The sequence below is a fragment of the Actinomadura atramentaria DSM 43919 genome (genome assembly GCF_000381885.1).
GTDB lineage: Bacteria > Actinomycetota > Actinomycetes > Streptosporangiales > Streptosporangiaceae > Spirillospora > Spirillospora atramentaria.
Map to the genome: position 1 here is coordinate 107,382 of NZ_KB907212.1, position 22,905 is coordinate 130,286.

Below are 22,905 nucleotides of genomic sequence, written 5' to 3' on the forward strand. Positions count from 1 at the left end.
CGGCGGGCCGACACCGTAGACTCCAAGGGTGATCTTCAAGGCGGTAGGTGACGGAAGGCCCTATCCCGACCACGGGCTCTCGTCGGGGGACTGGGCCCGCATTCCGCCGCGCCAGGTACGGCTCGACCAGCTCATCAGCACCAAACGGGAACTCGACCTGCAGTCCCTGCTCGCCAAGGACTCGACGTTCTACGGCGACCTGTTCCCGCACGTCGTGCAGTGGCACGGCGACCTCTACCTGGAGGACGGGCTGCACCGCGCGCTGCGGGCCGCGCTGCACCAGCGGCTCGTGCTGCACGCCCGCGTCCTCGACCTGGACGCGGTCGGGGGCTGATCAGGCCGTCCGGACGAGCCCGGGGCGCGCCGCCAGCAGCCCGAACACGATCTCGGGGACGACCAGCGCGAGCAGCAGGACGAGCGAGACCGTCCAGCCGCCCGTCGCGTCCCGCAGCACGCCGACCGCGAGCGGGCCGAACCCCGCGACGAGGTACCCGCCGGTCTGCGCCATCCCCGACAGCCGCGCGGCGACGGCCGGGCTCGGCGAGCGCAGGCTGAGCAGCGTGTACGCGAGCGGGAACGCGCTGCCGGTCGCGAGGCCGAGCAGCGCCACCCACGCCCAGCCGGCCTGCGGCGCGACGAGCAGCCCGGCGACGCCCGCGGCCATCGCCGCGCCGACCGCGACGACGACGGGCCGCTGGTCGCGCAGCCGCGCGGACAATACCGGCACGACGTACCCGAGCGGGATGCCGATGATCAGCATCGCGGACATCATCAGCCCGGCCGTCGCCGCGCTGACGCCGCCCTCCCGCATGATCTGCGGCATCCACGACATCAGCACGTAGAACATCAGCGACGCCAGGCCCATGAACGCCGCGACGCACCAGGCGAGCGGGCTGCGCAGCAGCGAGCCCTCGACCGGCTGTGGAACGTTCCCGGACGGGCGGCGGTCCTTCGCCCGCGCCGCCAGCGGCGCCCACACCAGCGCGGCGACCAGTGACGGCACCGCCCACACGGCCAGCGCGAGCCGCCAGCCGCCCGCGTCGTCCAGCGGGACGGCCAGCGCCGCCGCGAGCGCGCCGCTGCACGCCATCAGCATCATCGCGACGCCGGTCAGCGACCCGACGCGGTCGGGGAACGCGCGCTTGATGACGGCGGGCATCAGCACGTTGCCCATCGCGATGCCCGCGCCCGCCAGGACCGTCCCCGCGAACAGCGCCGCGCTCGCCGGGACGAGCCGCAGCGCGATCCCGGCCGTGATCAGCACGAGCGACCCGGCGATGGCCCGCTCCGTCCCGAACCGCCGCGAGGCGATCGGCGCGACGGACGCGAACGCGCCGAGGCACAGCACCGGCAGCGTCGTGAGCACGCTCACCGCGACGCCGGACAGCCCGAACGCGACGCGCAGGTCCGCGAGCACCGGCGCGACGCCGGTGATCGCCGCCCGCAGGTTGACGGTCAGCAGGATCAGCCCGACGAGCGTCCACACCGAGGCGACCGCCCGCACCCGCCCGGACGGTCCCGCCCCGGCGCGCCCGGCGCCCGCGCCGGACTCCCGCGACACGACCGCAACCGCCGCCCCGCCGGACACGCCGCCCCGCCTCGCCCCGCCCGCCCGCGCACCCCCCGACGCGGCCGTCGACCCGTTCACGGGCGCACGGCCGTGCGCGGCGGCCGAGCCGGTCGCGGACGGCCCGCCGGGCGCAAGCGCACCCCCCGACGCGGACGTCGACCCGGTTGCGGGCGCTGAGCCGGATGCGGGTGCAGGCGTGCGGTCGGGTGTGCTTTGGGTGGGGTGGGGGCGGGTGGAGTGGGCGCGGTGGCGGGTCTGGGCGTGGCGGGAGAGGGACATGGGCCTTGATCTGCGCCGTGGGGCGCGGTCGGGGACGGCTGGTTCAAGTGAAGGGGGATTTGCGCGGGCGCGCGGTCAGGTGCCGCGTTTGCCCACGGACCGCAGGATGTGGTCGAGGCACGCCTGGGCGGCGTTCGCTGCGGCGGCCGCGTCGCCGTCGCGCACGGCGTCGGCGATGGGCCCGTGCGGGACGTCGGCGTGGTCGAGTTCGACGCCGACCGCCCCGATGCTCTGCCGCAGCGCCGCGCTGAAGTCCAGGTAGAGATCGGTGAGCACCCGGTTGTGGGTGGCCTCGACGACGGCGGTGTGGAAGGCGAGGTCGGCGTCCACGAACGCGTCGTGGTCGCGGGCGGCCCACGCCAGGTCGCGGCGCGCGAGCGCGTCGGCGATGGCGGCGACGTCGGCGTCCGTGCGGCGCGCCGCGGCGAGCCGCGCGGCCTCGACCTCCAGGCCGCGCCGGACCTCCAGGATCTCGATCAGCTCGGCCGTCTCCAGCCGCCGCCGGACCGCGCCGGACAGCTCGCTGGTGGCGATGACGTACGTGCCGTCGCCCTGGCGGCCTTCGAGGAGCCCGGCGTGGGTGAGGGCGCGGACGGCCTCGCGGACGGTGTTGCGGCCGACGCCGAGCTGCTCCGCCAGCACCGGCTCGGGCGGGATCTTGCCGCCGAGCGGCCACGCCGCCGACGCGATCTCGGCGCGGAGCTGGTCGATGACCTGCTCGACGAGCGACGATCGTCGCGCGGTCCGCAGCGTCATGACCCTCCCCTCGTCAGCCGAACACCCAGTCATCCCATGTTTGCACGACCAAAACAGAACAAACACCCGCACACAGGGTGACACTGCTCTCAACGCGACACCCCGCCGCCCGCGGGCGGCGGGGCGGAGACGTCAGACGACGGGCAGGTCGCAGTTGCTCGGCACGGGCCGCGTGGCCCGCAGCCCCGCCGCCTCCATCGCCCGCCGGTACGCGCCGGCCGCGGCGGCCGGGTCGCCCGCCGCCTCGAACAGCTCGCCCAGCTCCCGCCAGAGCGCCGCCGCCGGACGGCCGGCGGGCAGCGACTCGATCGGCCCGGTCGCCGCGCGCAGCACGACCAGCGCCGCCGCCGCGTCGCCGCGGACGATGCGCGCGCGGGCCAGCACGAGCCGCGCCTGGACGGTGGTGCGGACGCGCTCGGCGCCGTCCTCGCCCGGCCGGGGCGCGGGCGCGGCGGCGCGGTCGGGCGCGGCCAGGGCGCTGCCGGTGTCCAGGAACTCCTCCAGGACGCCGATCGCGTCGGTGACGTCCCCGGCGAGGACGAGCCCGCGGGCCCGCTCGATCGTCGCGTCCGCGGCCTCGGGGCCGGTCAGCGTCCCGGTCCCGGCCAGCAGGTCGAGCGCGGCGCGGGCGGCGCGGGGACCGGCGGCGGCGCGCGGCGCGCCCGGGTCGCGCGGCGCGGGCGGGGCGTCGTCGTCGAACGGGGGGACGCCGCGCAGCAGCGCCCGCGCGGCGGCGAGCCGCAGCCGGGCGTCGGCCCGGTCGGGCGTGCTGACGTCGCGGACGCCGAGCGCCTGGTCGGCGAAGTACAGCGCGTCGCCGATGGCCCCGTCCGCCAGGGCGCGGCGGCTGGCGCGCTGGTAGTGGACGCCGAGCGGCGCGTCGTCGGCCGGGGCCGCCAGCAGGCGGCGGCCGAGGGCGTGCGCGCGCACGACGTCGGACCGGTCGAGGTAGCCGGTGAGCAGGACGCGGCCCGCCTCGGCGTGCTCGGCGCCGACGGTGAGGCCGAGCGCGGCGAGCCGTTCCAGGGCGCGTTCGGCGAGCGCGATGGCCTGGCCGAGGTCGCCGACGGCGTGGTAGCAGCGGGCGAGCGCGATGACGGCGGGCAGCCGGCTGGCGCGGCCCGGGTCGCGGTCGGCCTGCTCGCGCAGGTCCTCGAAGAGGGCGATGGCCTCCTCGACGCGGCCGAGCTCCTCCAGCGCGCGGGCGCGGCCCCAGCGGGCGCGGGCGGTGAGGTCGGCGTCGTCGCCGCGGGCCAGGACGTCGGCGAAGGCGGCCTCGGCGGCCGCGGCGTCCCCGGCGAGCAGGGCGAGGTGCGCGTGGCGTTCACGCACCTCCAGATGGGCGCGCTGCTCGGGCTCGACGCCCTCGGCGAGGTACTCGGGGGTGCAGCCGAGGCGTTCGGCGAGCATGCGCAGGACGGTCGGGGTGGGAGTCCGCTTCCCGGACTCGATCAACGAGATGTAGCTGTCGGAGAGGTCGTGCCCGGCGAGCTGAGCCTGCGACAGGCGTCTGGTCAGCCGCAGGTTGCGGACGCGTTCTCCGACATTGCCTGGACCCGGCATGTGGACTCACTTAGCGGAAGTATTCAGGCGGCTGGGGTGCCGACATGATTGCACATAGCCGGTTTTCGCACATCGAAAGTCACGAAGCGGCACGAGATCAGATCACCCGTTCGGTCCCCGCCCGCCGTCGCTCGGCAGGTCGACGCGCGGCCGGAACGCCCGGCCGGACCGTTCGTCGTTCCGGTCCCGGCGCCCACGAAACCACGCTGTACCCGACATTATCGGACGTTCAACAGGAGACCAGCCACCACGCCGGAATGCCGGGGGAACCGGTCGGCGGCGCCCGGCTCAATCGTCGGCGGTGGCGTTCTTGTTCGGGAAGATCATTTCGCAGACCTCCAGGTAGAGCTGTTCCGGATAGGGCAGGTATGGGACGCGGTCGAGCGCCTGGTCCTGACCCGCCGACTCCATGATGAACTCGCCGTAGCCGAGCATCCGGCCCGCCAGCGAGCGCTTGAACCCCATGTCGGTGACCTTGGCCAGCGGCATCATCGCGACGTTGCGCGTGATGAGCCCGGTGGTCAGCAGCATCCGCTGGTTGGTGATGACGAAGTAGTCCACCGACCACTCCGCGACGCGCCACACGAACCAGGCCAGCAGCGCCAGCCACGCCCACCAGATGTAGCTGATCGCGCCGCCCGCGCCCGCCCCGGCGCCGATGTTGCTGAGGACGCCCGCGACGATCAGCCCGCCGAGCACCAGCCCGACCGGCACCATGAGGACGGCCGGATGCCGCCGCACCGTGATCACCTGGGTCTCGTGCGGCAGCAGGTACTTGTTGACGGACGCGGGGGCGGAGTCGCCGGGGGTCACGAGTCGCATGGCGTCGTCCTCAGCCGAGTTCTTCCACGAAGGCGGCGACCGACCCGGCGGCCCTGGACAGCCCGCTCGCGGCGTCGTTCAGGGCCTGCGCCGCCTGGTCCGGCCGCCGCAGGACGGCGATGGCGACGAGGGCCGCGGCGGCCCACGTCAGGTACTTCATGGCGGGCACGTCTGCCTCCCGGAGCGCGATGACACAGACCCCTCGTCAGTCTCGCACAGCCGGGAGACGCCGCAAAGCGCCCGTCACGGCGCGTTGCCGAGCGTACTGCGCGGCCGTCTGCGGCGGCGCTCGGCGGCGACCAGCGCCAGCACCTCCAGATGTTTGCGGGCGATCCGCTCCACCAGGCCGGGTTCCGCCGCGCCGACGACCTCCAGCGCGCCGTACCGCGCCGCCGCCACGCACCGCGTCACCGTCTCCGGCGGGTGGACCGCCGCGAACTCGGCGGCCAGCCGCCGGTCGATCTCCTCGTACGGCTGACGTTCGCCGTCCCCGTGGTGAGCCATTGAGCATCCCCTGAGAACTCGTTCGCGCGCCCCGGTCCGAAACCGTCCCCTGTGCGCCGGAGCGACGGACGGAACGATCCTGACGTTCCGCTATTCGCTATTACCCACGGTGACACGTCGGCGAACATCCGCAGACGCCGCGCAAAGCAGTGTTCTGCGGGACGGATGGTGACGACTGGACTGCCGGGAAGTCAGGGAAGTCTCTCTTCATCGTGCGATCCCCGGAAGAATCCGGCCGTTATTGGACGAAGAGTGAAATTGTGGGTCGTGAAATGACCGGCTGCGTCAGACGACGCCGTACAGCCGGTCTCCCGCGTCGCCGAGGCCGGGGAGGATGAACCCGCGCTCGTCCAGCCGCTCGTCGATCGCCGCCGTCACCACGCGGACCGGCGCGTCCGTGCCCGCGAACGCGTCCTCCAGGTGCCGCAGGCCCTCCGGCGCGGCGAGCAGGCACAGCGCGGTGACGTCGTCGGCGCCCCGGTCGAACAGCAGCTTGATCGCGGCGGCGAGGGTGCCGCCCGTCGCGAGCATCGGGTCGAGCACGTAGCACTGGCGGCCGGACAGGTCGTCGGGGAGCCGCGACGCGTACGTCTGCGCCTGCAGCGTGCCCTCGTCGCGGACCATGCCGAGGAAGCCGACCTCGGCGGTCGGCAGCAGCCGCGTCATCCCGTCGAGCATCCCGAGGCCCGCCCGCAGGATCGGCACGACGAGCGGCTTCGGGCTGGCGAGCTGCGCGCCGCGCGTCTCGGTGACGGGCGTCCGGATTCGGACGTCGGCGACCCGGACGTCCCGCGTCGCCTCGTAGGCGAGAAGCGTGACCAGCTCGTCCGCGAGCCGCCGGAACGTCGGCGAATCGGTGCGGACGTCCCGCAACGTGGTCAGCTTGTGCGCGACGAGCGGATGATCGACGGCCAGGGTCTCCATGTGCTCACCGTACCGGCACGTTCCAGCGCGAACTGCCACGTGAACAGCTCCGACGGGACAGGATAGGACCGGGTCAAGTCGGGCACTATGGCGATATGACCAGCGATCGGGAACAGGAGAATCCGCAGGTCGGACGCGCCCGCCCGGCCGCCCCCGACCGGGGCCGCGCCGCCGACCCGACCCCCGAGGAGGTCCGCGACCACCTCCGGCGGCGGGCGGTGTTCCTCCGCGAGCTCGCCGAGGCGCGGGAGCTGCGCCGCCGCGTCACGCCGCACCGGTCGCGGCGCGCCCGCATCCACGCCGCGCTGCGCCGGCGAACATTCCGCCTGAATTAACACCATCGGGTAGGTTCGATCGGCGGCGTCGACCTGGACGCCGCCGCACCGCCGCCGCTCCCGGGGTTCCGCGAGTTTGGCGGTGCTGGACGCGAGGGCGCGCTGCATCTGCGACCATGCCCTGGCAGCAGACACGCCGGTGGGGTGGAGATGACGGATGTTGACGCGACGGACTTCGCCGTCGTCGTGTACCGCGAGGACGAGCGCTGGGAGGCCGAGATCCTCCCGGTCGCGCTGACCGAGGACCTCGACGGCCTCATCCACGCCCTGCGCCAGCAGCCCAGCCTCGGCGGGACCATCGGGCTCGTCGCCGTCGGCGACGACTTCTTCGTCGCGATCCGGCTCCTCGGCGAGGACACGATGGTGTTCCTCTCCGACGTCACCGCCTCCGTGGACTGGCCGCTCGCCCGGCAGGTCCTCGACCACCTCGACATCCCCGTCCCCGACGACGAGGAACTGGACCAGGTCCTCCCCGTCGGCGACATGTCGATCTTCGCCGACCTCGGGCTCGACGAGATGGAGATCGGCGCGATCTCCGGCGACCTGGAGCTGTACCCCGACGAGATGCTGCTCAGCATCTCCGAACGGCTCGGCTTCGCCCCCGCGTTCGAACGCGCCCTCGACGCCCTGGGCTGACCGGCGGGCTGACCGGCCCGACCCCGTGACGGTTTGTCACAATGGGGACGTGGAAACGTTCGCGGCCGTCTTCGCCCGCGCCCCCGAAGGCTGGACGGGCGCCGACGCCCCGCTCGACGAGGCCGAGGACGTCGCCGACGTCACCGACCTGCTGCGCGGCGTCGCCGCCGAGACGACCGGCGACCCCGTCCTGCTGCTCGTCGAGGAGGACGACGACTGGTTCGGCGTCCTGCGCGCCGGGGCCGACCCGGGCGGGCCGCCGCGCGCCTACGTCTCCGCCGTCCGCGACGACGGGCTCGGCGCGCTCCTGCGGCCCCTCTTCGACGACGTCCCCAGCGGCTCCGCCGGCGGCGACCCCGCCGTCCTGCGCGACCTCGGCGTCGAACCCGGCCGCCTCGGCGACCTCGCCGACCGCGCGCTGCCCGGCGACGCCCTCGCCGCCCTCGCCGAACTCGTCGGATTCGCCGACGAGTACGACCGGCTGCGCGGCTGACCCGTGCCCGACACCGCCGACGCGCGGCCCGAATACGTCCCCGCCATGCGCCTCGCCCTCACCGAGGCGCGCGCCGCCGGCGCCGCCGGAGACATCCCCGTCGGCGCCGTCGTCCTCGACCCCGACCGCGCCGTCCTCGGCACCGGCCGCAACGACCGCGAACACACCGCCGACCCCACCGGCCACGCCGAGATCGTCGCCCTCCGCGCCGCCGCCGCCCGCCTCCGCACCTGGCGGCTCACCGGCTGCACCCTCGTCGTCACCCTCGAACCCTGCACCATGTGCGCCGGAGCCGCCGTCCAAGCCCGCCTCGACCGCATCGTCTACGGCGCCGCCGACCCCAAAGCCGGCGCCATCGGCTCCCTCTGGGACGTCGCCCGCGACCGCCGCCTCAACCACCGCCCCGAAGTCCTCGCCGAATACCTCGCCCCCGACTGCGCCCAACCCCTAACCGAGTTCTTCACCCACCGCAGAGTCCGGTAAGCTCTCCCGCGGTGGTGTCGCCTAGTGGACGAGGGCGCACGCCTCGAAAGCGTGTGAAGTGCAAGCTTCCGTGGGTTCGAATCCCACCACCACCGCTCGCCTGGGAGCCCCCTGCTCGCCGCTTGTCGCGGCTTCGCCGGGGGCTCGCTCCTTTCGCCCAGGGGGACGACCCCCTGGAACCCCCGGGCGGGGGCTCCGCCCCCGCACCCCCTTTGGGGCTTCGCCCCTTGCCCCCTTGTGGTTTCCGTTGTTGGTTGGGTTTTTGGCCTCTTCGCTTCTTTATTCTGCGCAGAGGCCCTCTGACTTGTTCTTGGCCACTGCCTTGCGGACGCCCTGCTTGAGGTTGCGGAGGGACGCCTTGTCGGGGACGTAGTGCCAGGCGCCGTCCTCGTAGAGGAAGTGGAAGGACAGGAGGGCTATGGAGCGTTCCGCTCGGACGACGCCCTTGTCGCCCGCCACTCGGGCCGCCTTGATTTTGAAGGGGATGCCCTCGGCCAGGGGGGTGCAGAGTTCGAAGGTCTTCTCGTAGTCGGCTCGGGAGATGACCTTCTTCGCCGCCGTCGTCCACAGGTCGTAGGCCGCGCCGTAGTCGCCGCTGGAGTAGGCGTCGAACTCCTCCTTCGCCGCCTTGCGGAGGGCGGTGACCGTGCGGGGCTGCGCCGGGGGCTTCGAGGTCGTCGCCTCGGCCGCCGGGGTCGTCGGGGGCTTGTCGGCGGCCTTCGGGTCGTTGTCGCCGCCGCCGCAGGCGGACAGGGCCAGGGGGGCCAGTAGGACGAAGGACAGATGGCGTGCGCGCATGGCTTGCTCCTGGGGATGGGAGTGCGGGGCGTGCGGACGCTATCCGGACATTCGACTCAGGGAATAGCGGATACCTGGAAAGTGGGCCGATTGCGGCAACCGGCGGTGATCTTGGTCACCCGACGGTTACCAGCGCCACGCCCGCCGCCGCCAGGGCCATTCCCACACGCTGTACGGCGCGCAGTCGCTCGCTGTACGCGAATCTCGCCATCAGGACCGTGATCGCCGGATACAGCGATGTCAGGACCGCCGCGAGGCTGAGCATCCCCGACCGCGCGGCGACGAAGTACAGCGTGTTCGCGGCCGCGTCCAGGACGCCCGACGCGACGGCGAGCGCGATCAGCGGGCGGCCCCGCACCGCCGGGCCGGGCAGGGCGCCGTGCCGCCGGACCAGGTACGCGGCGGCGAGGACGGCGACGGCCAGGTTCGCCGTCCGGGACGCGGCGATCGGCCACAGCCCGCCGTGCCCGCCCGCCTCCTTCAGCAGGATGAAGAAGACCCCGAAGCAGACGCCCGCCAGGCCCGCCACCAGCGGCCCGCTGTCCTGCGGGCGGCGCGCCGCCGCGACCCGCGCGCCGTCGTCCTTCTCCATGCTGACCAGCCCGATGGCGACCAGGCACAGCACGACGCCGACGACGACCGGCGCGTCGAGCCGTTCGCCGCGCAGCACGCCCGCCGCGACCGGCAGGACGGCGGCGGCCAGCGCCGAGACGGGCGCGACGACGCTCATCGGCCCCCGCGCCAGCGCCCGGTAGAACGCGAGCATCCCCGCGCCGCCCGCGACGCCCGCGCCGAAGCCCCACGCGAGGCCGTCCGCGCTCGGCGCGCCGCCGAACGCCGCGCCGGCGACGATGAGCGCGAGCCCGGCGGGCAGGCCGAGCAGCAGCGCGCGGACGGCCGTCGCGCGGCGCGACACCGTCCCGCCGAGGAAGTCCGAGACCCCGTAGACGACCGCCGACGTCAGCGCGAGCAGCATCACCACGCGGAATCACCCTCGTCGGGCGTGACGAGCCGGCTCTCGATCCGCGCGTCCGGGCTGATCTCGCGGAGCCGCGCGGTGAGGACGTCGCCCGCCTCGGCGAGGCGCTCGCGCGAGTAGGGCGCGAGGGTCTCCAGCAGGAACAGGGCGTCCGTCGTGTCCTCGGTGATGCGGGTCCGGACGCACTGCCGCCAGTTCCAGCGGCGGCAGGTGACGCCCTCGTCGTCGCGCCACACGACCTCGCCGGGCGCGGGGTGCTCGACGGCGGGCTCCCCGGCCGCGACGGTGTCGAACGTCTCCTCGCCGGTCGCGCGGACGAGCCGCGCCGGGCCCCGGTAGGCGGCCAGGTCCTCGCCGCCGACCGGCAGCGCGTACTCGACGCTGACCGCGTTGTAGGCGTCCACGACCCGGTTGACCTCGGGGAGCGCGTCGAGGCGGCGCAGCAGCGCGTCCATCGAGGGCCGCGTCCGCTGGGGCTTCGCGCCGAACGCCCGGTACGCGTCGCGCCAGGCGTCCAGGTGCGGGTCGCCGGGGGAAGCCTTGGCCGCGGCGGCGGCGAGCCGGGAGCGGGATTCGTCGTCGCTGGGGCCGCCGGTGAGGCCGGTGGCGGCGACGGCGAGGACGGCGAAGTCGGGACGCAGCGCGCCGACCTCGGCGCTGACGGCGATGCGGTCGAGCATGGCGAATCCCCCGGTCATTTGAGTGCAATGCCGATGTCACTATAACGACCGGCGGTCGGTACGCTGAGCCGGATGAGCGACCACGACGCGGTCGGCGAGGCCGTCGCACGCACCGTCCGGTCCCTGCGCGCGCTGCACGGGTGGAGCCTGGACGACCTCGCGGGCCGCTCGGGCGTCAGCAAGGGCGTCCTCGTCGGGCTCGAACAGGGGCGCGGCAACCCCAACCTCACGACGCTGATCCGGATCTCCGAGGCGCTGGGGGTTCCGCTGACCCGGCTCGTCCAGGTCGAGGAGGACCCGCCCGTCCGCGTGTTCCCGCCGCACCGGCACGCCGTCCTGTGGCGCGGAGCGGACGGCGGCACCGGCACGCTGCTCGCGGGCAGCGACCCGCGACCCGCGCTGGAACTGTGGCGGTGGCGTCTGCGGCCCGGCGAGAACCGCGAGAGCGAAGCGCACGCGCCCGGCACCAAAGAGGCCCTGTACGTGCTGGAGGGCGAGCTGACGCTGGCCGTGGACGGCCGGTCCGACCGGATCGCGGCGGGCGGCGCGGCCGTGTTCGCGGGCGACCGCCCGCACGGCTACGCCAACGACGCCGCCAACGACTCGAGCGGCGACGTCGTGTTCGTCCTCGCGGTGCTCGACCCCTGATCAGGACGCCAGGCGGATCGGCATCACCAGGTAGCGGAAGCCGGTGTCGGCGTCCTCGTCGGGCTCGGCGTCGCCCTCCGGGTCGGGGATGCCGGTGAGCAGCGCGGCCTTCGTCGGCGTCGTGCATTCCAGGCGCGCGTAGCGGCCGGGGACGCCCGCGAGGCCGTCCAGCAGGTACTGCGGGCTGAACGCGATGTCGATGTCGTCGCCGTCCAGGCGCGCGTCGATGGTCTCGTTGGCGCGCGCCGCGTCGCCGGCCGCCGCGCGGACCCGCACCCGCCCGTCGGTGAACGCCAGCCGGACGGGCGTCCCCCGGTCCGCGACGAGCGCGACGCGCTTGATCGCCTCGGTGAACGGCCCGGTCTCGACGCGGGCGATGGACGACCACGTGCCGGTCAGCCGCGAGCGGTAGTCGATGAACTGGTCGTCCAGCAGCCGAGTCGTCATGCTGCGGTCGCCCCCGGAGACGCCGATCAGCGTCGCGCCCTGCCCCGCCAGCCCGATCTCCACCTCCGCGCCCGGCCGGATCGCCTTCGCCGTGTCCGCGAGGGTGCGCGCCGGGACGACGACGCCCGCCGAGAACCCCGGCTCGACCGGCTTCCACTCGACCTCGCGGGCCGCGATGCGGTACCGGTCGGTGCAGGCCATTCGCAGCACCGGCCCGTCGAAGTCGAGCCGGACGCCGGTCAGCATCGGCAGCGTGTCGTCGCGCCCCGCCGCCGGGGCGACCTGCGCGACGGCGGCGGCGAACGCGTCGGCGGAGATCGTCCCCGCGGCGGCGGGCGGCTCCGGCAGCGCCGGGTAGTCCTCGACGGGCATGAGCTGGATGCCGAACTCGGCGCTGCCGCAGCGGACGACGATCTCCGACCCCGCCTCGGCGATCTCCACGGGCCGCGCCGGAAGGCTCCGGACGATCTCCGTCAGCAGCCGCCCCGGCACCAGCGCCCGGCCCGGCCGCGCGACGTCCGCGTCCACGACCGCGCGCGCCGAGACCTCGTGGTCGAACCCGGCGAGCACCACGCGCCCGTCGGCGTCCGCCTCGATCAGCAGCCCGGCGAGCACCGGCAGCGCCGGGCGCGACGGCACCGTCCGCACCGCCCACGCGACGCCCTCGGCGAGGGCCTGCCGGTCCACCCGGAACTCCACCATCGACTGCCTCCTCGCTCGTCAGCGCTCCGCACGTTACGCGCCGCCACCGACAGAACCGGTCAGAAGAGGGCGGCCCCGCGCTCGAAGTCGAGCAGCGCGCGCTTGCGCTCCAGCCCGCCGCCGTAGCCGGTGAGGCCGCCGGACGCGCCGATCACCCGGTGGCACGGGACGATGATCCCGACCGGGTTGCGGCCGTTGGCCAGGCCGACCGCGCGGGCCGCGCCGGGGCTGCCGATCTTGTCCGCGAGCTGGCCGTAGCTCCACGTCTGCCCGTACGGGATCGTGAGCAGCCCGGCCCAGACGCGCCGCTGGAAGTCCGTCCCGCGCAGGGCGAGCGGGACGTCGAACTCGGTGCGGTCGCCCGCGAAGTACTCGTCGAGCTGGGCGCGGACCGCCTCGAACGGGCCGTCGTCGTCGCGGACGCCGAAGGTCGCGTTCTCCGGGCGGTGGCGCTGCGCGTCCATGTAGAGGCCGCGCAGCCCGTCGTCGTCGGCCACGAGCGTGAGCGGCCCGACCGGGCTGTCCACGACGGTGTGGACGGTTGTCATGCGACATCCTTTCCTGGGAGGTGGTTGATGGCATGGTCCCCCGCCGCCCACAGGTACTGGACGGCGTAGGCCCGCCACGGCCGCCAGGCCGCCGCGCGCCGGGTCAGCGCGCCGGGCGTCGCCGGCAGCCCGAGTCCGCGGGCCGCCAGGCGGACGCCGAGGTCGCCGGGCAGGAACGCGTCCGGGTCGCCGAGCGCGCGCATCGCGACGGTCTCGACCGTCCACGGCCCGATGCCGGGGAGCCGCGCGAGGTCCGCGCGGGCCTTCTCCCAGTCGCTGCCGACGCCGAGGTCGAGGCCGGGCAGCGCCGCGACGAGGCCGGTCAGGGCCGTGCGGCGGGCGTTCGGGACGGCGAGCGCGGCGGGGTCGAGGCCCGCCAGCGCCTCGGGGGTGGGGAACAGGTGGGTGAGGCCGCCCGCCGGGTCCGCGACGGGCTCGCCGTGCGCGGCGACGAGCCGGGCGGCGAGCGTCCGCGCGGCGGCCGTCGACACCTGCTGGCCGAGGACGGCGCGGACGGCGAACTCCGGCCCGTCCACGGTGCGCGGCACGCGGCGGCCGGGGGCCTTGTCGACGAGCGGCGCGAGGTCGGGGTCGGCGCGCAGCAGCTCGTCCACGGCGACCGGGTCGGCGTCGAGGTCGAGCAGGCGGCGGCAGCGGGCGATGGCGACGCCGAGGTCGCGGTGGTCGGTGAGGGTCAGCGTCAGCGCGACGTGCTCGGGCGTCGGGCGGAGCGCGGCGACGCCGGGGCCGTGCGGGAGCCGCAGCGTCCGCCGGTACGCGCCGTCGCGCCACTCCTCGACGCCCGGCACGGCCGTCGCGACGAGGTGCCCGAACAGGTTGTCGGGGTTGAGCGGCCGCCGGAACGGGAGCCGGAGCGCGATCGTCCCGGACGCGGCGGCGGGATGGCCGCGCGCGACGCGCTGCCGCAGCTCGGTCGGGGTCAGCGCGAACACGGTCCGGATCGTCTCGTTGAACGCGCGGATGCTGGCGAACCCGGCGGCGAACGCGATGTCGGACATCGGCAGCGCGGTCGTCTCGATCAGGACCCGCGCGGTCTGCGACCGCTGGGCGCGGGCGAGGGCGCGCGGGCCCGCGCCGAGTTCGGCGGTGAGCTGCCGTTCGATCTGGCGGGTGCTGTAGCCGAGCCGCGCCGCGAGGCCGGGCAGGCCCTCGCGGTCCATGACGCCGTCGGCGATGAGCCGCATCGCGCGGGCGACGGCGTCGGCGCGGTGGTTCCACTCGGGGGAGCCGGGGCTGGTGTCGGGGCGGCAGCGCTTGCAGGCGCGGAATCCGGCCTCCTCGGCGGCGGCCGCGCTCGGGTAGAAGCGCATGTTCCGTGGTTTGGGCGGGACGGCGGGGCAGCTCGGCCGGCAGTAGATCCCGGTGGTGACGACGCCGGTGAAGAACCAGCCGTCGAACCGGGCGTCCCTGGCCTGGACCGCCCGCACGCATCGTTCCGCGTCCTCGTGCATGTCCTCCAGCATCACCGATGGTCAGCGGTGCCCACTAGCCGGAAACCGACATGGACGTTCGCTCATGACCTCCCAGGTCATCGCCTTGCCGCCGGGCGGCCCGCCAAGCTGGGGCCAGTCGAGAGGAGAACGGACATGAGCGACATCCGTGAGCTGGTGGAACGTTACCTGGCGGTCTGGAACGAGACGGACGCGGCGGCGCGCCGGGCGGCGGTCGACGCGGTGTGGGCCGCCGACGCCCGGTACGTCGACCCGCTGGGCGAGGCCGCGGGCCGGGACGCGTTCGACGCGATGATCGGCGCGGTGCAGAGCCAGTTCCCCGGCCTGGTCTTCCGCCTTCTGGGCGACGTGGACGCCCACCACGACGTGGCCCGGTTCCGCTGGGGCCTCGGCCCGGCGGGCGGTGACCCGGTCGTGGAGGGCTTCGACGTGGTCGAGGTCGCGGACGGGACTCTCACCCGCGTGACGGGCTTCCTGGACAAGGTCCCGGCCTGACCGCGTCCCCGCCTGACCGCGCCGCCCGGCGCGGTCAGGCGCGGTCCGCTCTGAAGTGCGCGGCGCGGTCGGCGGTCGCCAGGGCGGTGTTGACGAGCGCCACGGCCGCGAACGCGACGGCCCAGGCCGTGTGGTCCACGCCCCGCAACGCCAGGGCGGCCGCGCCGAACACGATCGCCTTCACCAGCAGCACGCCGGGCAGCGGCGCCTTGACGCGGGCCTTCGGCGCGGCGAGCGTCCCCCACAGCACGGCGGCGGCGAGCGGCGTCCCGAGGCCGAGCAGGATGTGGACGACGACGTTCCCGCCCGTCGTGAAGCCCCACCAGCAGAGCGCGGCGAGGGCGGCCAGCTCCAAGACGAACGCCAGCCCCTCGTTGACGACGTGCAACGGACCAGGCAGACGCATCGGAACCCCATTTCGGAACGCCCGATTCTGCCATCCGGCACCGCCGACTGGAAAGATCGGCGTGTGGACGACGTCATCACCTGGAACGAGGACGGGGCCGAGCGCTCCGCGCGCTGGCGGTCGGCGGGCGGCGCGCCCGCGCCCCGCCGGGTCGTCCCCGCCGACGACACCATGCGAGCCGACGACGCGTACCGGCTGGTGTCCCAGGGCACCGCGCTGCTGTGGCGCGGCGACTACCGGAACGCGCGGACGCTGCTCCAGGCCCTCGCGCGCCGCGTGGACCGGCCGAGGCGGCGGCCCAGGGCGGTGCCGGAGGGCGTGCAGGCGTTCCACCTCTTCCGCCAGGCGCGGGCGCAGCGGGCGCGGACGCTGGGGCTGCTGCTCGTCCCGTTCGCGCCGGGGCACGTGCTGGATCTGCGGCACGCGCCGGACGTCCGGGACGCTTCCACCGAGGTCCACGGGCCCGCCGACGAGCCGTACGCCGCCTCGCTGCGGGACGTCCTCGGGCTCGTCGGCGCGCACGAGTGGCGGGTGAAGGGCGTGCCGGTCCCGGCGCTCGGCGGCGACCGCGTCCACCCGCACCACGGCGTGTTCTCGCCGGTGCGGGGCGAGTACGTCGATCTCGTCGCCCGCGCGCCGCTGCCCTCGACGGCGCGCGCGTTCGACGTCGGGACGGGCACGGGCGTGCTGGCGGCCGTCCTCGCCCGGCGCGGCGTCGCCGACATCGTCGCGACCGACGCCGAACCGCGCGCCCTCGCGTGCGCCCGCGAGAACCTGGACCGGCTCGGCTACGCGCGGACCGTGCGGGTCGTGCGCGCGGACCTCTTTCCCGCGGGCCGCGCGCCGCTGATCGTCTGCAATCCGCCGTGGCTTCCGGGCAAACCCGCGTCCCCGCTGGAACACGCCGTCTACGATCCCGACAGCCGAATGCTCCGCGGATTCCTCGCGGGCCTCCCCGACCATCTCGAACCGGGCGGCGAAGGCTGGCTGATCCTGTCCGACCTGGCCGAGCACCTGGGCCTGCGCACCCGCGAAGAACTGCTGGCACTGTTCCGCGAATCGGGCCTGAAAGTCGTGGACCGCGACGACGTCCGCCCCCGCCACCCGAAGGCGCTGGACCCCGCCGATCCCCTGCACGCGGCACGCGCGGCGGAGGTCACCTCACTCTGGCGACTGACTGTTTGAGCGACCGCTCAACGGCCGTTGCTGGAGAAGTGCTGGTAGTCCTTGGCGCCCGTCCAGACGCCGCCCCAACCCCACCCGATCGACCGGAACGCCTTCACTGTCCTGTCGTTGTCGTGGATGACGCCCGGCTCGTCGAGTTCGCGGTTCTTGAAGCGCGCGCAGTTCTTGTGCGCGACCTCTCCGCCCGCCGTCACATAAGGGTTCTCGCACGTGTTGAGATCGACGGCGAGGCCGTACGCGTGCTGCGACCAGGAACCCGACCCGGTGGCATTGCGGCAGTTGAACGCCGACGTGTTGCCCGCCTCGATCGAGTCGAAGTCGCTGCCCTTGTAGACGTCCACCGGTTCCATCCGGCGGATCGGATAGCGGTCGTCGTACAGCTTGCGGAAGACCTTCACCAGGTCGTCGGCCGCGCGGGCGTTCACGACGAGCTGCCCGCCGGTGTGCGTCCGGTGGTCCATGCCCCAGAACGTCATCTCGATCATGCGCAGCCCGGACGGCGCGACCGGGCAGCCCTTGTGCCACGAGTGCGGCAGGTCGGCGGCGGTGACGCGTTTGATCGACGCGCGGAATCCCTCCGGCGCGGTGCTCTGCGTCGTCGGCGAAGGCGCGCCGGACGCGGTCGGCGGCGTCGCCGTGGCGCTCTCCCCGGACCCGCCCGACCCCTGTCCGCATCCGGCCGCCGCGATGAGCGCGACCCCGGCCGCCGCAACGCGCAGCAGCGTTCTCGTCCCTGGCATTTCAGCAGGATGACACGGCGAAGCGCCTAGGTGTCGGACCTCCGGTTCGCAACCGAGTCGTCGGCCAATGTTCCGGTCTGTCGGCGAGGAGCGGCAACGCGCATGCGTGTTCTCGCGTGAGCGTCGGAATGTCGTCAGGCCTCGCCGATAGCGTGAGGGCGTGCAGCTCCGGTACAACTTTCGCGTCTACCCGACGCCCGGCCAGCGGCAAGCGCTGGCCAAGGCGTTCGGGTGCGCGCGGACGGTGTTCAATGACGCGCTGCGGGCTCGGGAGGCCGCTCGCGCTGCCGGGCTGCCGTACCTTTCGGACGCCGAGCTGTCCAAGCTGGTGATCACGCAGGCGAAGCGGACTCCGGACCGGGCCTGGCTCGCCGAAGTCTCCGCGGTGGTCCTGCAGCAGGCATTGGCTGACCTGAACACCGCATATCGAAACTTCTTCGCCTCCGCTATGGGCAGGCGCAAGGGCCGGAAGGTCGCCGCGCCGAAGTTCCGGTCGCGTAAGGATTCCCGGCAGGCGGTCCGGTTCACCCGGAACGCGCGCTTCCAGGTCACGGCGGGCCGCAGACTTCGGCTCCCGAAGGTCGGCGACCTCCGAGTGCGATGGTCGCGGGCCCTGCCGTCCGAACCGTCATCGGTCACGGTGATCCGAGACGCGGCGGGCCGCTATTTCGCCTCGTTCGTGGTCGAAGCCACCGACACCCCGCTGCCGGAGACGACCGGCGAGGTCGGGATCGACCTGGGGCTGACGCACTTCGCGGTCCTGTCCGACGGCCGAAAGATCGCCGATCCCCGCATCCTGCGCCGCGCCGAACGACGCCTCCGCAAGGCCCAGCGGGTCCTGTCCCGCAAGCAGCGGGGCAGCGCCAACCGCGCGAAGGCCAGGGCCCGCGTCGCGAAACTCCACGCCCGTGTCGCCGACACCCGGCGGGATCACGCGCACAAGCTCTCCACCATGTTGATCCGCGACAACCAAGCGGTCTACGTGGAGGACCTGAACGTGGCCGGTCTCGGCGGGACCCGGCTGGCCAAGAGCGTCCATGACGCGGCGTGGGCTCAGTTCACGGCGATGCTGGAGTACAAGGCCGCCCGGTACGGACGCACCTTCGCGAAGATCGGCCGGTTCGAGCCGACCTCGCAGATCTGCTCGGTCTGCGGAGTGAAGGACGGGCCCAAACCGCTGAACGTCCGCATCTGGACCTGCGGAGCGTGCGGGACCATCCACGACCGCGACGTGAACGCGGCGAAGAACGTGCTGGCCGCCGGACGGGCGGACAGCTTGAACGCCTGTGGAGCGCAGGTAAGACCGGGGTCCGTCCCGGCACCGCGCGGCGAAGCAGGAACCCGCTCCAAACCCGCGCCGACCGGTGTGCGGTAGGGGAGATTTCCCGCCGTCCACGGCGGGAAGGACGTCAAGGTGCGTCTTAGGAAGTGATTTTCGCGGTGGATGTGGGATGAACGGCGAATCGGTGATCTTGAGGAGCCGGAATGGTGAATCCCGAGGGCGTGGAGCCGCCCAGCCTGGAGGACGAGATCTTCGCCGTGGCGGGCGAGGTCGAGACCGTGGACCGGCCGCCGCGGCTGCCGCTGCGCGTCGATCCGCCGAAACTCCCGCCCGGCCGTGACCTGTGGCCCGCCGTCGCCGGGGCGGGGACGTTCCTGTTCGTGGACCTCGTCGTCATGTGGGCGCCGCTGATGAACTCGGTGCGCGCGACGATGGTGCCGCAGATGGTGGTGCTGCTGCTGGTCGCGTTCGGCGTCGGCGGCCTGCTGCGGTGGCGGGTCGGCGGGGCGTGGCGGCCGTTCGGCCTCGGGATGATGGCCGCCTGGGTGTTCCTGACGCTGGTGTCGGTGGGGTTCCTGACGGGCCTCGGCCCGCTGATCCCCTAGCCGCTCAGCCCCGGTCGAGGCGGGCGCGGACGGCGTCGAACGCGCGCCCGATCGCGGCCAGGTCGTCGGGCGAGACGACGTCCACGAGGTAGGTCCGCACGACCTCGACGTGGTCGCGCGCGGCCCGGTCGAGCTTGGCGAACCCCTCGTCGGTCAGGTTGCAGAACACGCCGCGCTTGTCGCTGGGGCAGTGGTCGCGCTGCACGAAGCCCTTGGACTCCAGCCGCGCGCACGTGTGGGACAGGCGGCTGCGGGACTGGCTGGCGTGCTCGGCGAGTTCGGCCATGCGCAGGCGGCGGCCGGGGGCTTCCGACAGGCGGACGAGGATCTCGTACTCCGAGACGGACAGGCCGTGCCTGGTCTTCAGGTCGCGGTCCATCAGCTCGGTGAGCTTGGCGCTGCCGTCCACGTAGGCGCGCCAGGCGCGTTGCTGGGTGGCGTCCAGCCAGCGTGGTTCGGTCATGGTCCCGAGTATAGGCGACGATTGAAGATTCAATCACTGGTCGGATACGGTCGGACGACCACCGTACGCGATCTTCCGCGTCCGGGAATAGTTTAGATTTCAACCACGTTGCGGCGGGCACGAGCCCCGGTCCGCGGGGCCGCACCCCGACCGCGAGGAGTCCCGATGCCCGCCGTCACCGCCGACCCGCTGACCCTGCCCCGCCTGCCCGAGCCGGCCGCGGCCGCCACCGACTGGCGCCGCGTCGCCAAGGTCGTCACCGCGAGCAAGCACCTGGAGGGCGAGGGCTTCCAGGTCCGCCGCCTGTTCCCCGGCACGTCCCTGGCGATGGCCGACCCGTTCCTGCTCCTGGACCACATGGGCGCCGTCGAGTACGCGCCGGGCGAGGCGAAGGGTACGCCGTGGCATCCGCACCGGGGGTTCGAGACCGTCACCTACATCGTCGACGGAGCCTTCCAGCACCGCGACACCACCGGCGGCGGCGGGCTCATCGCCGACGGCGCGACGCAGTGGATGACGGCCGCCGCCGGTATCCAGCACATCGAGCAGCCCCCGCCTGAGCTCGTCGCCAAGGGCGGGCTGTTCCACGGCGTCCAGCTCTGGGTCAACCTGCCGCGCGCCCAGAAGTGGGTGAACCCCCGCTACCAGGACATCCGGGCGCGGGACGTGACGCTGCTGTCGTCCGCCGACGGGTCCTCGCTCGTCCGCGTCATCGCGGGCTCGGTCGGCGGCCACGACGGCCCCGGCGCGACGTACACGCCGATCAACTACCTGCACGCGACCGTCGCGCCCGGCGCGCGGCTGGCGCTGCCGTGGCCGCGCGACTTCAACGCGCTCGTGTACGTCCTGTCCGGGCGCGGCACGGCGGGCGTCGAGGAGGTCGCGCTGGAGGAGGGGCGGCTCGCGGCGTTCGCGGGCTCGCACCACCACGGGGAGCAGGACGGCCTGGTCGTCCGCGCCGCCGACGCGCAGCCGCTGAGCAGCAAGGACGGCTGGGAGATCCTGGTCCTCGGCGGGCTGCCGATCCGCGAGCCCGTCGCCCGGTACGGCCCGTTCGTCATGAACACCCGCGACGAGATCGTCCAGGCGTTCGAGGACTTCCAGGCCGGGAAGATGGGAACGATCCCGGCAGAACAGGTCCCGCACCTGTCCGCCGCGGACGAGCCGCTGTCCTGACGGGGTGACGGGGCCTCCATCGTTCCTTTCGGGGGGAAGGACCACATGGACTTCGAGACCCAGGTGAAGGTCGCCGTCATCTACTACTCCGCGACCGGCTCGGTCTTCAAGCTCGCCAAGGCCGCCGCGACCGCCGCCGAGAAGTGCGGCGCGGAGGTGCGGCTGCGGAAGGTGCGCGAGCTGGCCCCGGACGAGGCCGTCGCCTCGAACCAGGGCTGGGCCGCGCACGCCGAGCAGACGCAGCACGTCGTGGAGGCCGCGCCGGACGACCTGGAGTGGGCCGACGTCGTGCTGTTCGGGACGCCCACCCGGTTCGGACTGCCCGCCGCGCAGCTCAAGCAGTTCATCGACACCAACGGGCCGCTGTGGGCGCAGGGCCTGCTGGCCGACAAGGTGGCGAGCGCGTTCACGTCGGCGTCCACGTCGCACGGCGGGCACGAGTCGACGCTGCTGGCGCTGGCGAACACCTTCTACCACTGGGGGATGGTGATCGTCCCGCCCGGCTACACCGACGAGATCCAGTTCCAGTCCGGGAACCCGTACGGGACGAGCCACACGTCCAACAACGGCGAGGACCCGCCCGGCGACGTCGAGGTGGACGCGGTCGCGTACCAGGCGCGGCGCGCGGTGTCGGTCGCGCAGGCGCTCGCCCGCGGCCGGGCGGCGCCCGGGATGTGATCCGGGGCACAGTCCGTCACAGCGCGCGGGGCCGCCGTGTCTTGAGGTCGAATCCCGGAGAGCGGAGGAGATCTCATGAACGAGAACGTGGTCGTGGTCGGCGGCGGGTACGCGGGCGTCATGGCGGCGAACCGCCTGACGCGGCGCGCGGACGTGACCGTGACGCTCGTCAACCCGCGCCCGTCCTTCGTCGCGCGGCCCCGCCTGCACCAGGTCGCCGCCGGAACCCGTGACGCGGTCGTGGAGTACCGCGAGGTCCTGGCCGGCCGGGTCCGGCCGCTGGTGGGCGAGGTCGCGCGGATCGACGCGGCGGGCCGCGCGGTCGAGCTGGCGGACGGCGGTGCGCTGCGCTACGACCGGCTCGTCTACGCGGTCGGCAGCGGCGCGGCCGAGCCGCGCGTCCCGGGCGCGGCCCGGTTCGCGCATCCGCTCGCGACGCTGGAGGACGCGCGCCGGCTGCGGTCGGTGCTCGACGCCGCGCCCGCCGCGCCGGTGACGGTCGTCGGCGGCGGGCCGACCGGTGTCGAGGCCGCTACCGAACTGGCCGGGCGGGGCCGCCGGGTGACGCTCGTCCTCGGCGGGGAGCTGGTCCCGTTCCTGCACCCGAGCGCGCGGCGTTCGGTGCTGCGGCGGTTCGCCGCGCTCGGGATCACCGTGCTGGACGGCCGTGTCGCGGAGGTGGCCGCCGGCGCCGTGCGCCTCGCGGACGGCCGCGAGCTGCCGGGCGGCGTCACCGTCTGGACGGCCGGGTTCGGCGTCCCCGACCTGGCCGCGCGGAGCGGGCTCAGCACCGACGCGGCGGGCCGCCTGCTCACCGACGAGACCCTGACCAGCGTCGACGACGACCGCATCGTCGCGGCGGGCGACGCGGCCGCGCCCTCGGGCGTCCCGTTCCGGATGAGCGCGTACGCCGCCGGGTGCCTGGGCGCGCACGCCGCCGACACCGTCCTCGCGCGGCTCGCCGGCGAGCGGCCCGCGCCCGTCGACCTGTCGCTGGCCGCGATGTGCCTCAGCCTGGGGCCGGGCGCGGGCGTGTTCCAGCTCGCGCGCAAGGATGAGGTCGCCCTGCGCGTCCACATCGGCGGGCGCGCGGGCGCGAAGGTCAAGGAGATGACCCACCGTGCGGGACTCGGGCACCTCGTGAAGGAGGCCGCCGCGCCGGGCTCGCACCGCTGGATCGGCGGCGACCGGGCGCGGAGGCCGCTCCTGGCCGAGCAGGTCACGGCCTAGACGCTG

29 protein-coding genes and 1 tRNA gene are annotated in these 22,905 nt (G+C 74.1%); 14 read left to right on the plus strand and 16 right to left on the minus strand.

Translation table 11 applies throughout. The features are described 5' to 3' along the window. Positions 1–28: 28 nt before the first annotated feature. Positions 29–334, plus strand: coding sequence for a type II toxin-antitoxin system VapB family antitoxin (locus G339_RS0113845; protein WP_019631679.1), 306 nt, complete (start codon positions 29–31; stop codon positions 332–334). Here G339_RS0113845 and G339_RS0113850 read toward each other — a convergent pair whose 3' ends face one another. From G339_RS0113850 to upp, 7 genes are all read right to left on the minus strand, one after another. Beyond that, positions 335–1,588 (minus strand): CynX/NimT family MFS transporter, encoded by a 1,254-nt coding sequence (locus G339_RS0113850; RefSeq protein WP_019631680.1) that lies wholly within the window; start codon positions 1,586–1,588, stop codon positions 335–337. It lies immediately after the preceding gene. Between the two features lie 336 nt (positions 1,589–1,924). Beyond that, entirely contained in the window at positions 1,925–2,605 is a 681-nt protein-coding gene (locus G339_RS0113855) for a FadR/GntR family transcriptional regulator (protein ID WP_019631681.1), read from the minus strand. 132 nt (positions 2,606–2,737) lie between these two features. Continuing rightward, positions 2,738–4,168, minus strand: a complete 1,431-nt coding sequence (locus G339_RS0113860; RefSeq protein ID WP_019631682.1) for a helix-turn-helix domain-containing protein — start codon at positions 4,166–4,168, stop codon at positions 2,738–2,740. Between the two features lie 288 nt (positions 4,169–4,456). Beyond that, the gene (locus G339_RS0113865) at positions 4,457–4,990 is read right to left on the minus strand and encodes a PH domain-containing protein (protein WP_019631683.1); all 534 of its coding nucleotides are present in this window, start codon (positions 4,988–4,990) and stop codon (positions 4,457–4,459) included. A 10-nt stretch (positions 4,991–5,000) separates the two neighbouring features. Next, the gene (locus G339_RS38770; RefSeq protein WP_157407658.1) at positions 5,001–5,159 is read right to left on the minus strand and encodes a hypothetical protein; all 159 of its coding nucleotides are present in this window, start codon (positions 5,157–5,159) and stop codon (positions 5,001–5,003) included. Between the two features lie 74 nt (positions 5,160–5,233). Next, entirely contained in the window at positions 5,234–5,494 is a 261-nt protein-coding gene (locus G339_RS0113875) for a hypothetical protein (RefSeq protein ID WP_019631685.1), read from the minus strand. 285 nt (positions 5,495–5,779) lie between these two features. Beyond that, entirely contained in the window at positions 5,780–6,418 is a 639-nt protein-coding gene (gene upp, locus G339_RS0113880) for a uracil phosphoribosyltransferase (protein WP_019631686.1), read from the minus strand. A 95-nt stretch (positions 6,419–6,513) separates the two neighbouring features. Here upp and G339_RS0113885 point away from each other — a divergent pair, with 95 nt between their 5' ends. From G339_RS0113885 to G339_RS0113905, 5 genes are all read left to right on the plus strand, one after another. Continuing rightward, positions 6,514–6,753 (plus strand): hypothetical protein, encoded by a 240-nt coding sequence (locus G339_RS0113885; RefSeq protein WP_019631687.1) that lies wholly within the window; start codon positions 6,514–6,516, stop codon positions 6,751–6,753. Positions 6,754–6,903: 150 nt separating this feature from the next. After that, positions 6,904–7,389 carry a tRNA adenosine deaminase-associated protein gene (locus G339_RS0113890; RefSeq protein WP_019631688.1) on the plus strand — a complete coding sequence of 162 codons (486 nt, stop codon included), beginning with the start codon at positions 6,904–6,906 and terminating at the stop codon, positions 7,387–7,389. A gap of 49 nt (positions 7,390–7,438) precedes the next feature. Further along, positions 7,439–7,882 carry a tRNA adenosine deaminase-associated protein gene (locus G339_RS0113895; protein ID WP_019631689.1) on the plus strand — a complete coding sequence of 148 codons (444 nt, stop codon included), beginning with the start codon at positions 7,439–7,441 and terminating at the stop codon, positions 7,880–7,882. A gap of 45 nt (positions 7,883–7,927) precedes the next feature. Then, the gene (locus tag G339_RS0113900; protein WP_084693258.1) at positions 7,928–8,365 is read left to right on the plus strand and encodes a nucleoside deaminase; all 438 of its coding nucleotides are present in this window, start codon (positions 7,928–7,930) and stop codon (positions 8,363–8,365) included. Positions 8,366–8,375: 10 nt separating this feature from the next. Further along, positions 8,376–8,460: transfer RNA gene (locus G339_RS0113905), tRNA-Ser, on the plus strand. A 184-nt stretch (positions 8,461–8,644) separates the two neighbouring features. On the opposite strand, the gene G339_RS0113910 is transcribed toward G339_RS0113905, so the two are convergent. The 3 genes from G339_RS0113910 to G339_RS0113920 form a co-directional block, all read right to left on the minus strand. After that, positions 8,645–9,163: a hypothetical protein gene (locus G339_RS0113910; RefSeq protein ID WP_019631691.1), complete on the minus strand. Its 519-nt coding sequence runs from the start codon at positions 9,161–9,163 to the stop codon at positions 8,645–8,647. A 115-nt stretch (positions 9,164–9,278) separates the two neighbouring features. Further along, positions 9,279–10,139: an EamA family transporter gene (locus G339_RS0113915; protein WP_033323139.1), complete on the minus strand. Its 861-nt coding sequence runs from the start codon at positions 10,137–10,139 to the stop codon at positions 9,279–9,281. Continuing rightward, positions 10,139–10,822: a B3/B4 domain-containing protein gene (locus G339_RS0113920; protein ID WP_033323141.1), complete on the minus strand. Its 684-nt coding sequence runs from the start codon at positions 10,820–10,822 to the stop codon at positions 10,139–10,141. The genes G339_RS0113915 and G339_RS0113920 overlap by 1 nt, the downstream gene beginning before the upstream one ends. Positions 10,823–10,894: 72 nt before the next feature. On the opposite strand from G339_RS0113920, the gene G339_RS0113925 reads away from it, so the two are divergent. Next, the gene (locus tag G339_RS0113925) at positions 10,895–11,470 is read left to right on the plus strand and encodes a helix-turn-helix transcriptional regulator (RefSeq protein ID WP_019631694.1); all 576 of its coding nucleotides are present in this window, start codon (positions 10,895–10,897) and stop codon (positions 11,468–11,470) included. Here G339_RS0113925 and dnaN read toward each other — a convergent pair whose 3' ends face one another. The 3 genes from dnaN to G339_RS0113940 form a co-directional block, all read right to left on the minus strand. Then, positions 11,471–12,616 (minus strand): DNA polymerase III subunit beta, encoded by a 1,146-nt coding sequence (gene dnaN / locus G339_RS0113930; protein ID WP_026341427.1) that lies wholly within the window; start codon positions 12,614–12,616, stop codon positions 11,471–11,473. It abuts the gene before it with no gap. Between the two features lie 62 nt (positions 12,617–12,678). Then, a complete protein-coding gene (locus G339_RS0113935; protein ID WP_019631696.1) occupies positions 12,679–13,167 on the minus strand; it encodes a methylated-DNA--[protein]-cysteine S-methyltransferase in 489 nt (162 codons plus the stop codon). Further along, the gene (locus G339_RS0113940; RefSeq protein ID WP_019631697.1) at positions 13,164–14,639 is read right to left on the minus strand and encodes an AlkA N-terminal domain-containing protein; all 1,476 of its coding nucleotides are present in this window, start codon (positions 14,637–14,639) and stop codon (positions 13,164–13,166) included. Before G339_RS0113940 ends, G339_RS0113935 begins: the two co-directional genes overlap by 4 nt. A 135-nt stretch (positions 14,640–14,774) precedes the next feature. Here G339_RS0113940 and G339_RS0113945 point away from each other — a divergent pair, with 135 nt between their 5' ends. After that, on the plus strand, positions 14,775–15,134 hold the full coding sequence (locus G339_RS0113945) for a nuclear transport factor 2 family protein (RefSeq protein WP_019631698.1): 360 nt from the start codon (positions 14,775–14,777) through the stop codon (positions 15,132–15,134). Between the two features lie 34 nt (positions 15,135–15,168). Here the strand turns inward: G339_RS0113945 and G339_RS0113950 are convergent, their stop codons facing one another. Continuing rightward, positions 15,169–15,540: a YrdB family protein gene (locus tag G339_RS0113950; protein WP_033323075.1), complete on the minus strand. Its 372-nt coding sequence runs from the start codon at positions 15,538–15,540 to the stop codon at positions 15,169–15,171. Between the two features lie 63 nt (positions 15,541–15,603). Here G339_RS0113950 and G339_RS0113955 point away from each other — a divergent pair, with 63 nt between their 5' ends. Next, a complete protein-coding gene (locus G339_RS0113955; protein WP_019631700.1) occupies positions 15,604–16,725 on the plus strand; it encodes a methyltransferase in 1,122 nt (373 codons plus the stop codon). Between the two features lie 8 nt (positions 16,726–16,733). Here G339_RS0113955 and G339_RS0113960 read toward each other — a convergent pair whose 3' ends face one another. Next, complete coding sequence (locus tag G339_RS0113960) at positions 16,734–17,465, minus strand: M15 family metallopeptidase (protein ID WP_019631701.1); 732 nt, start codon at positions 17,463–17,465, stop codon at positions 16,734–16,736. Positions 17,466–17,625: 160 nt separating this feature from the next. On the opposite strand from G339_RS0113960, the gene G339_RS0113965 reads away from it, so the two are divergent. Both G339_RS0113965 and G339_RS0113970 read left to right on the plus strand, forming a co-directional pair. Next, positions 17,626–18,840, plus strand: coding sequence for an RNA-guided endonuclease InsQ/TnpB family protein (locus G339_RS0113965; RefSeq protein WP_019631702.1), 1,215 nt, complete (start codon positions 17,626–17,628; stop codon positions 18,838–18,840). A 110-nt stretch (positions 18,841–18,950) separates the two neighbouring features. Next, positions 18,951–19,352 carry a hypothetical protein gene (locus G339_RS0113970; RefSeq protein WP_019631703.1) on the plus strand — a complete coding sequence of 134 codons (402 nt, stop codon included), beginning with the start codon at positions 18,951–18,953 and terminating at the stop codon, positions 19,350–19,352. A 4-nt stretch (positions 19,353–19,356) separates the two neighbouring features. Here G339_RS0113970 and G339_RS0113975 read toward each other — a convergent pair whose 3' ends face one another. Further along, entirely contained in the window at positions 19,357–19,815 is a 459-nt protein-coding gene (locus G339_RS0113975) for a MarR family winged helix-turn-helix transcriptional regulator (RefSeq protein ID WP_019631704.1), read from the minus strand. Positions 19,816–19,980: 165 nt separating this feature from the next. On the opposite strand from G339_RS0113975, the gene G339_RS0113980 reads away from it, so the two are divergent. The 3 genes from G339_RS0113980 to G339_RS0113990 all read left to right on the plus strand — a co-directional run bounded on the left by G339_RS0113980 (position 19,981) and on the right by G339_RS0113990 (position 22,899). Next, positions 19,981–20,991 (plus strand): pirin family protein, encoded by a 1,011-nt coding sequence (locus G339_RS0113980; protein ID WP_019631705.1) that lies wholly within the window; start codon positions 19,981–19,983, stop codon positions 20,989–20,991. Positions 20,992–21,036: 45 nt separating this feature from the next. Continuing rightward, positions 21,037–21,669: an NAD(P)H:quinone oxidoreductase gene (gene wrbA / locus G339_RS0113985; protein ID WP_019631706.1), complete on the plus strand. Its 633-nt coding sequence runs from the start codon at positions 21,037–21,039 to the stop codon at positions 21,667–21,669. 75 nt (positions 21,670–21,744) lie between these two features. Further along, positions 21,745–22,899 (plus strand): NAD(P)/FAD-dependent oxidoreductase, encoded by a 1,155-nt coding sequence (locus tag G339_RS0113990; RefSeq protein WP_019631707.1) that lies wholly within the window; start codon positions 21,745–21,747, stop codon positions 22,897–22,899. The last annotated feature ends 6 nt before the right edge of the window (positions 22,900–22,905 follow it).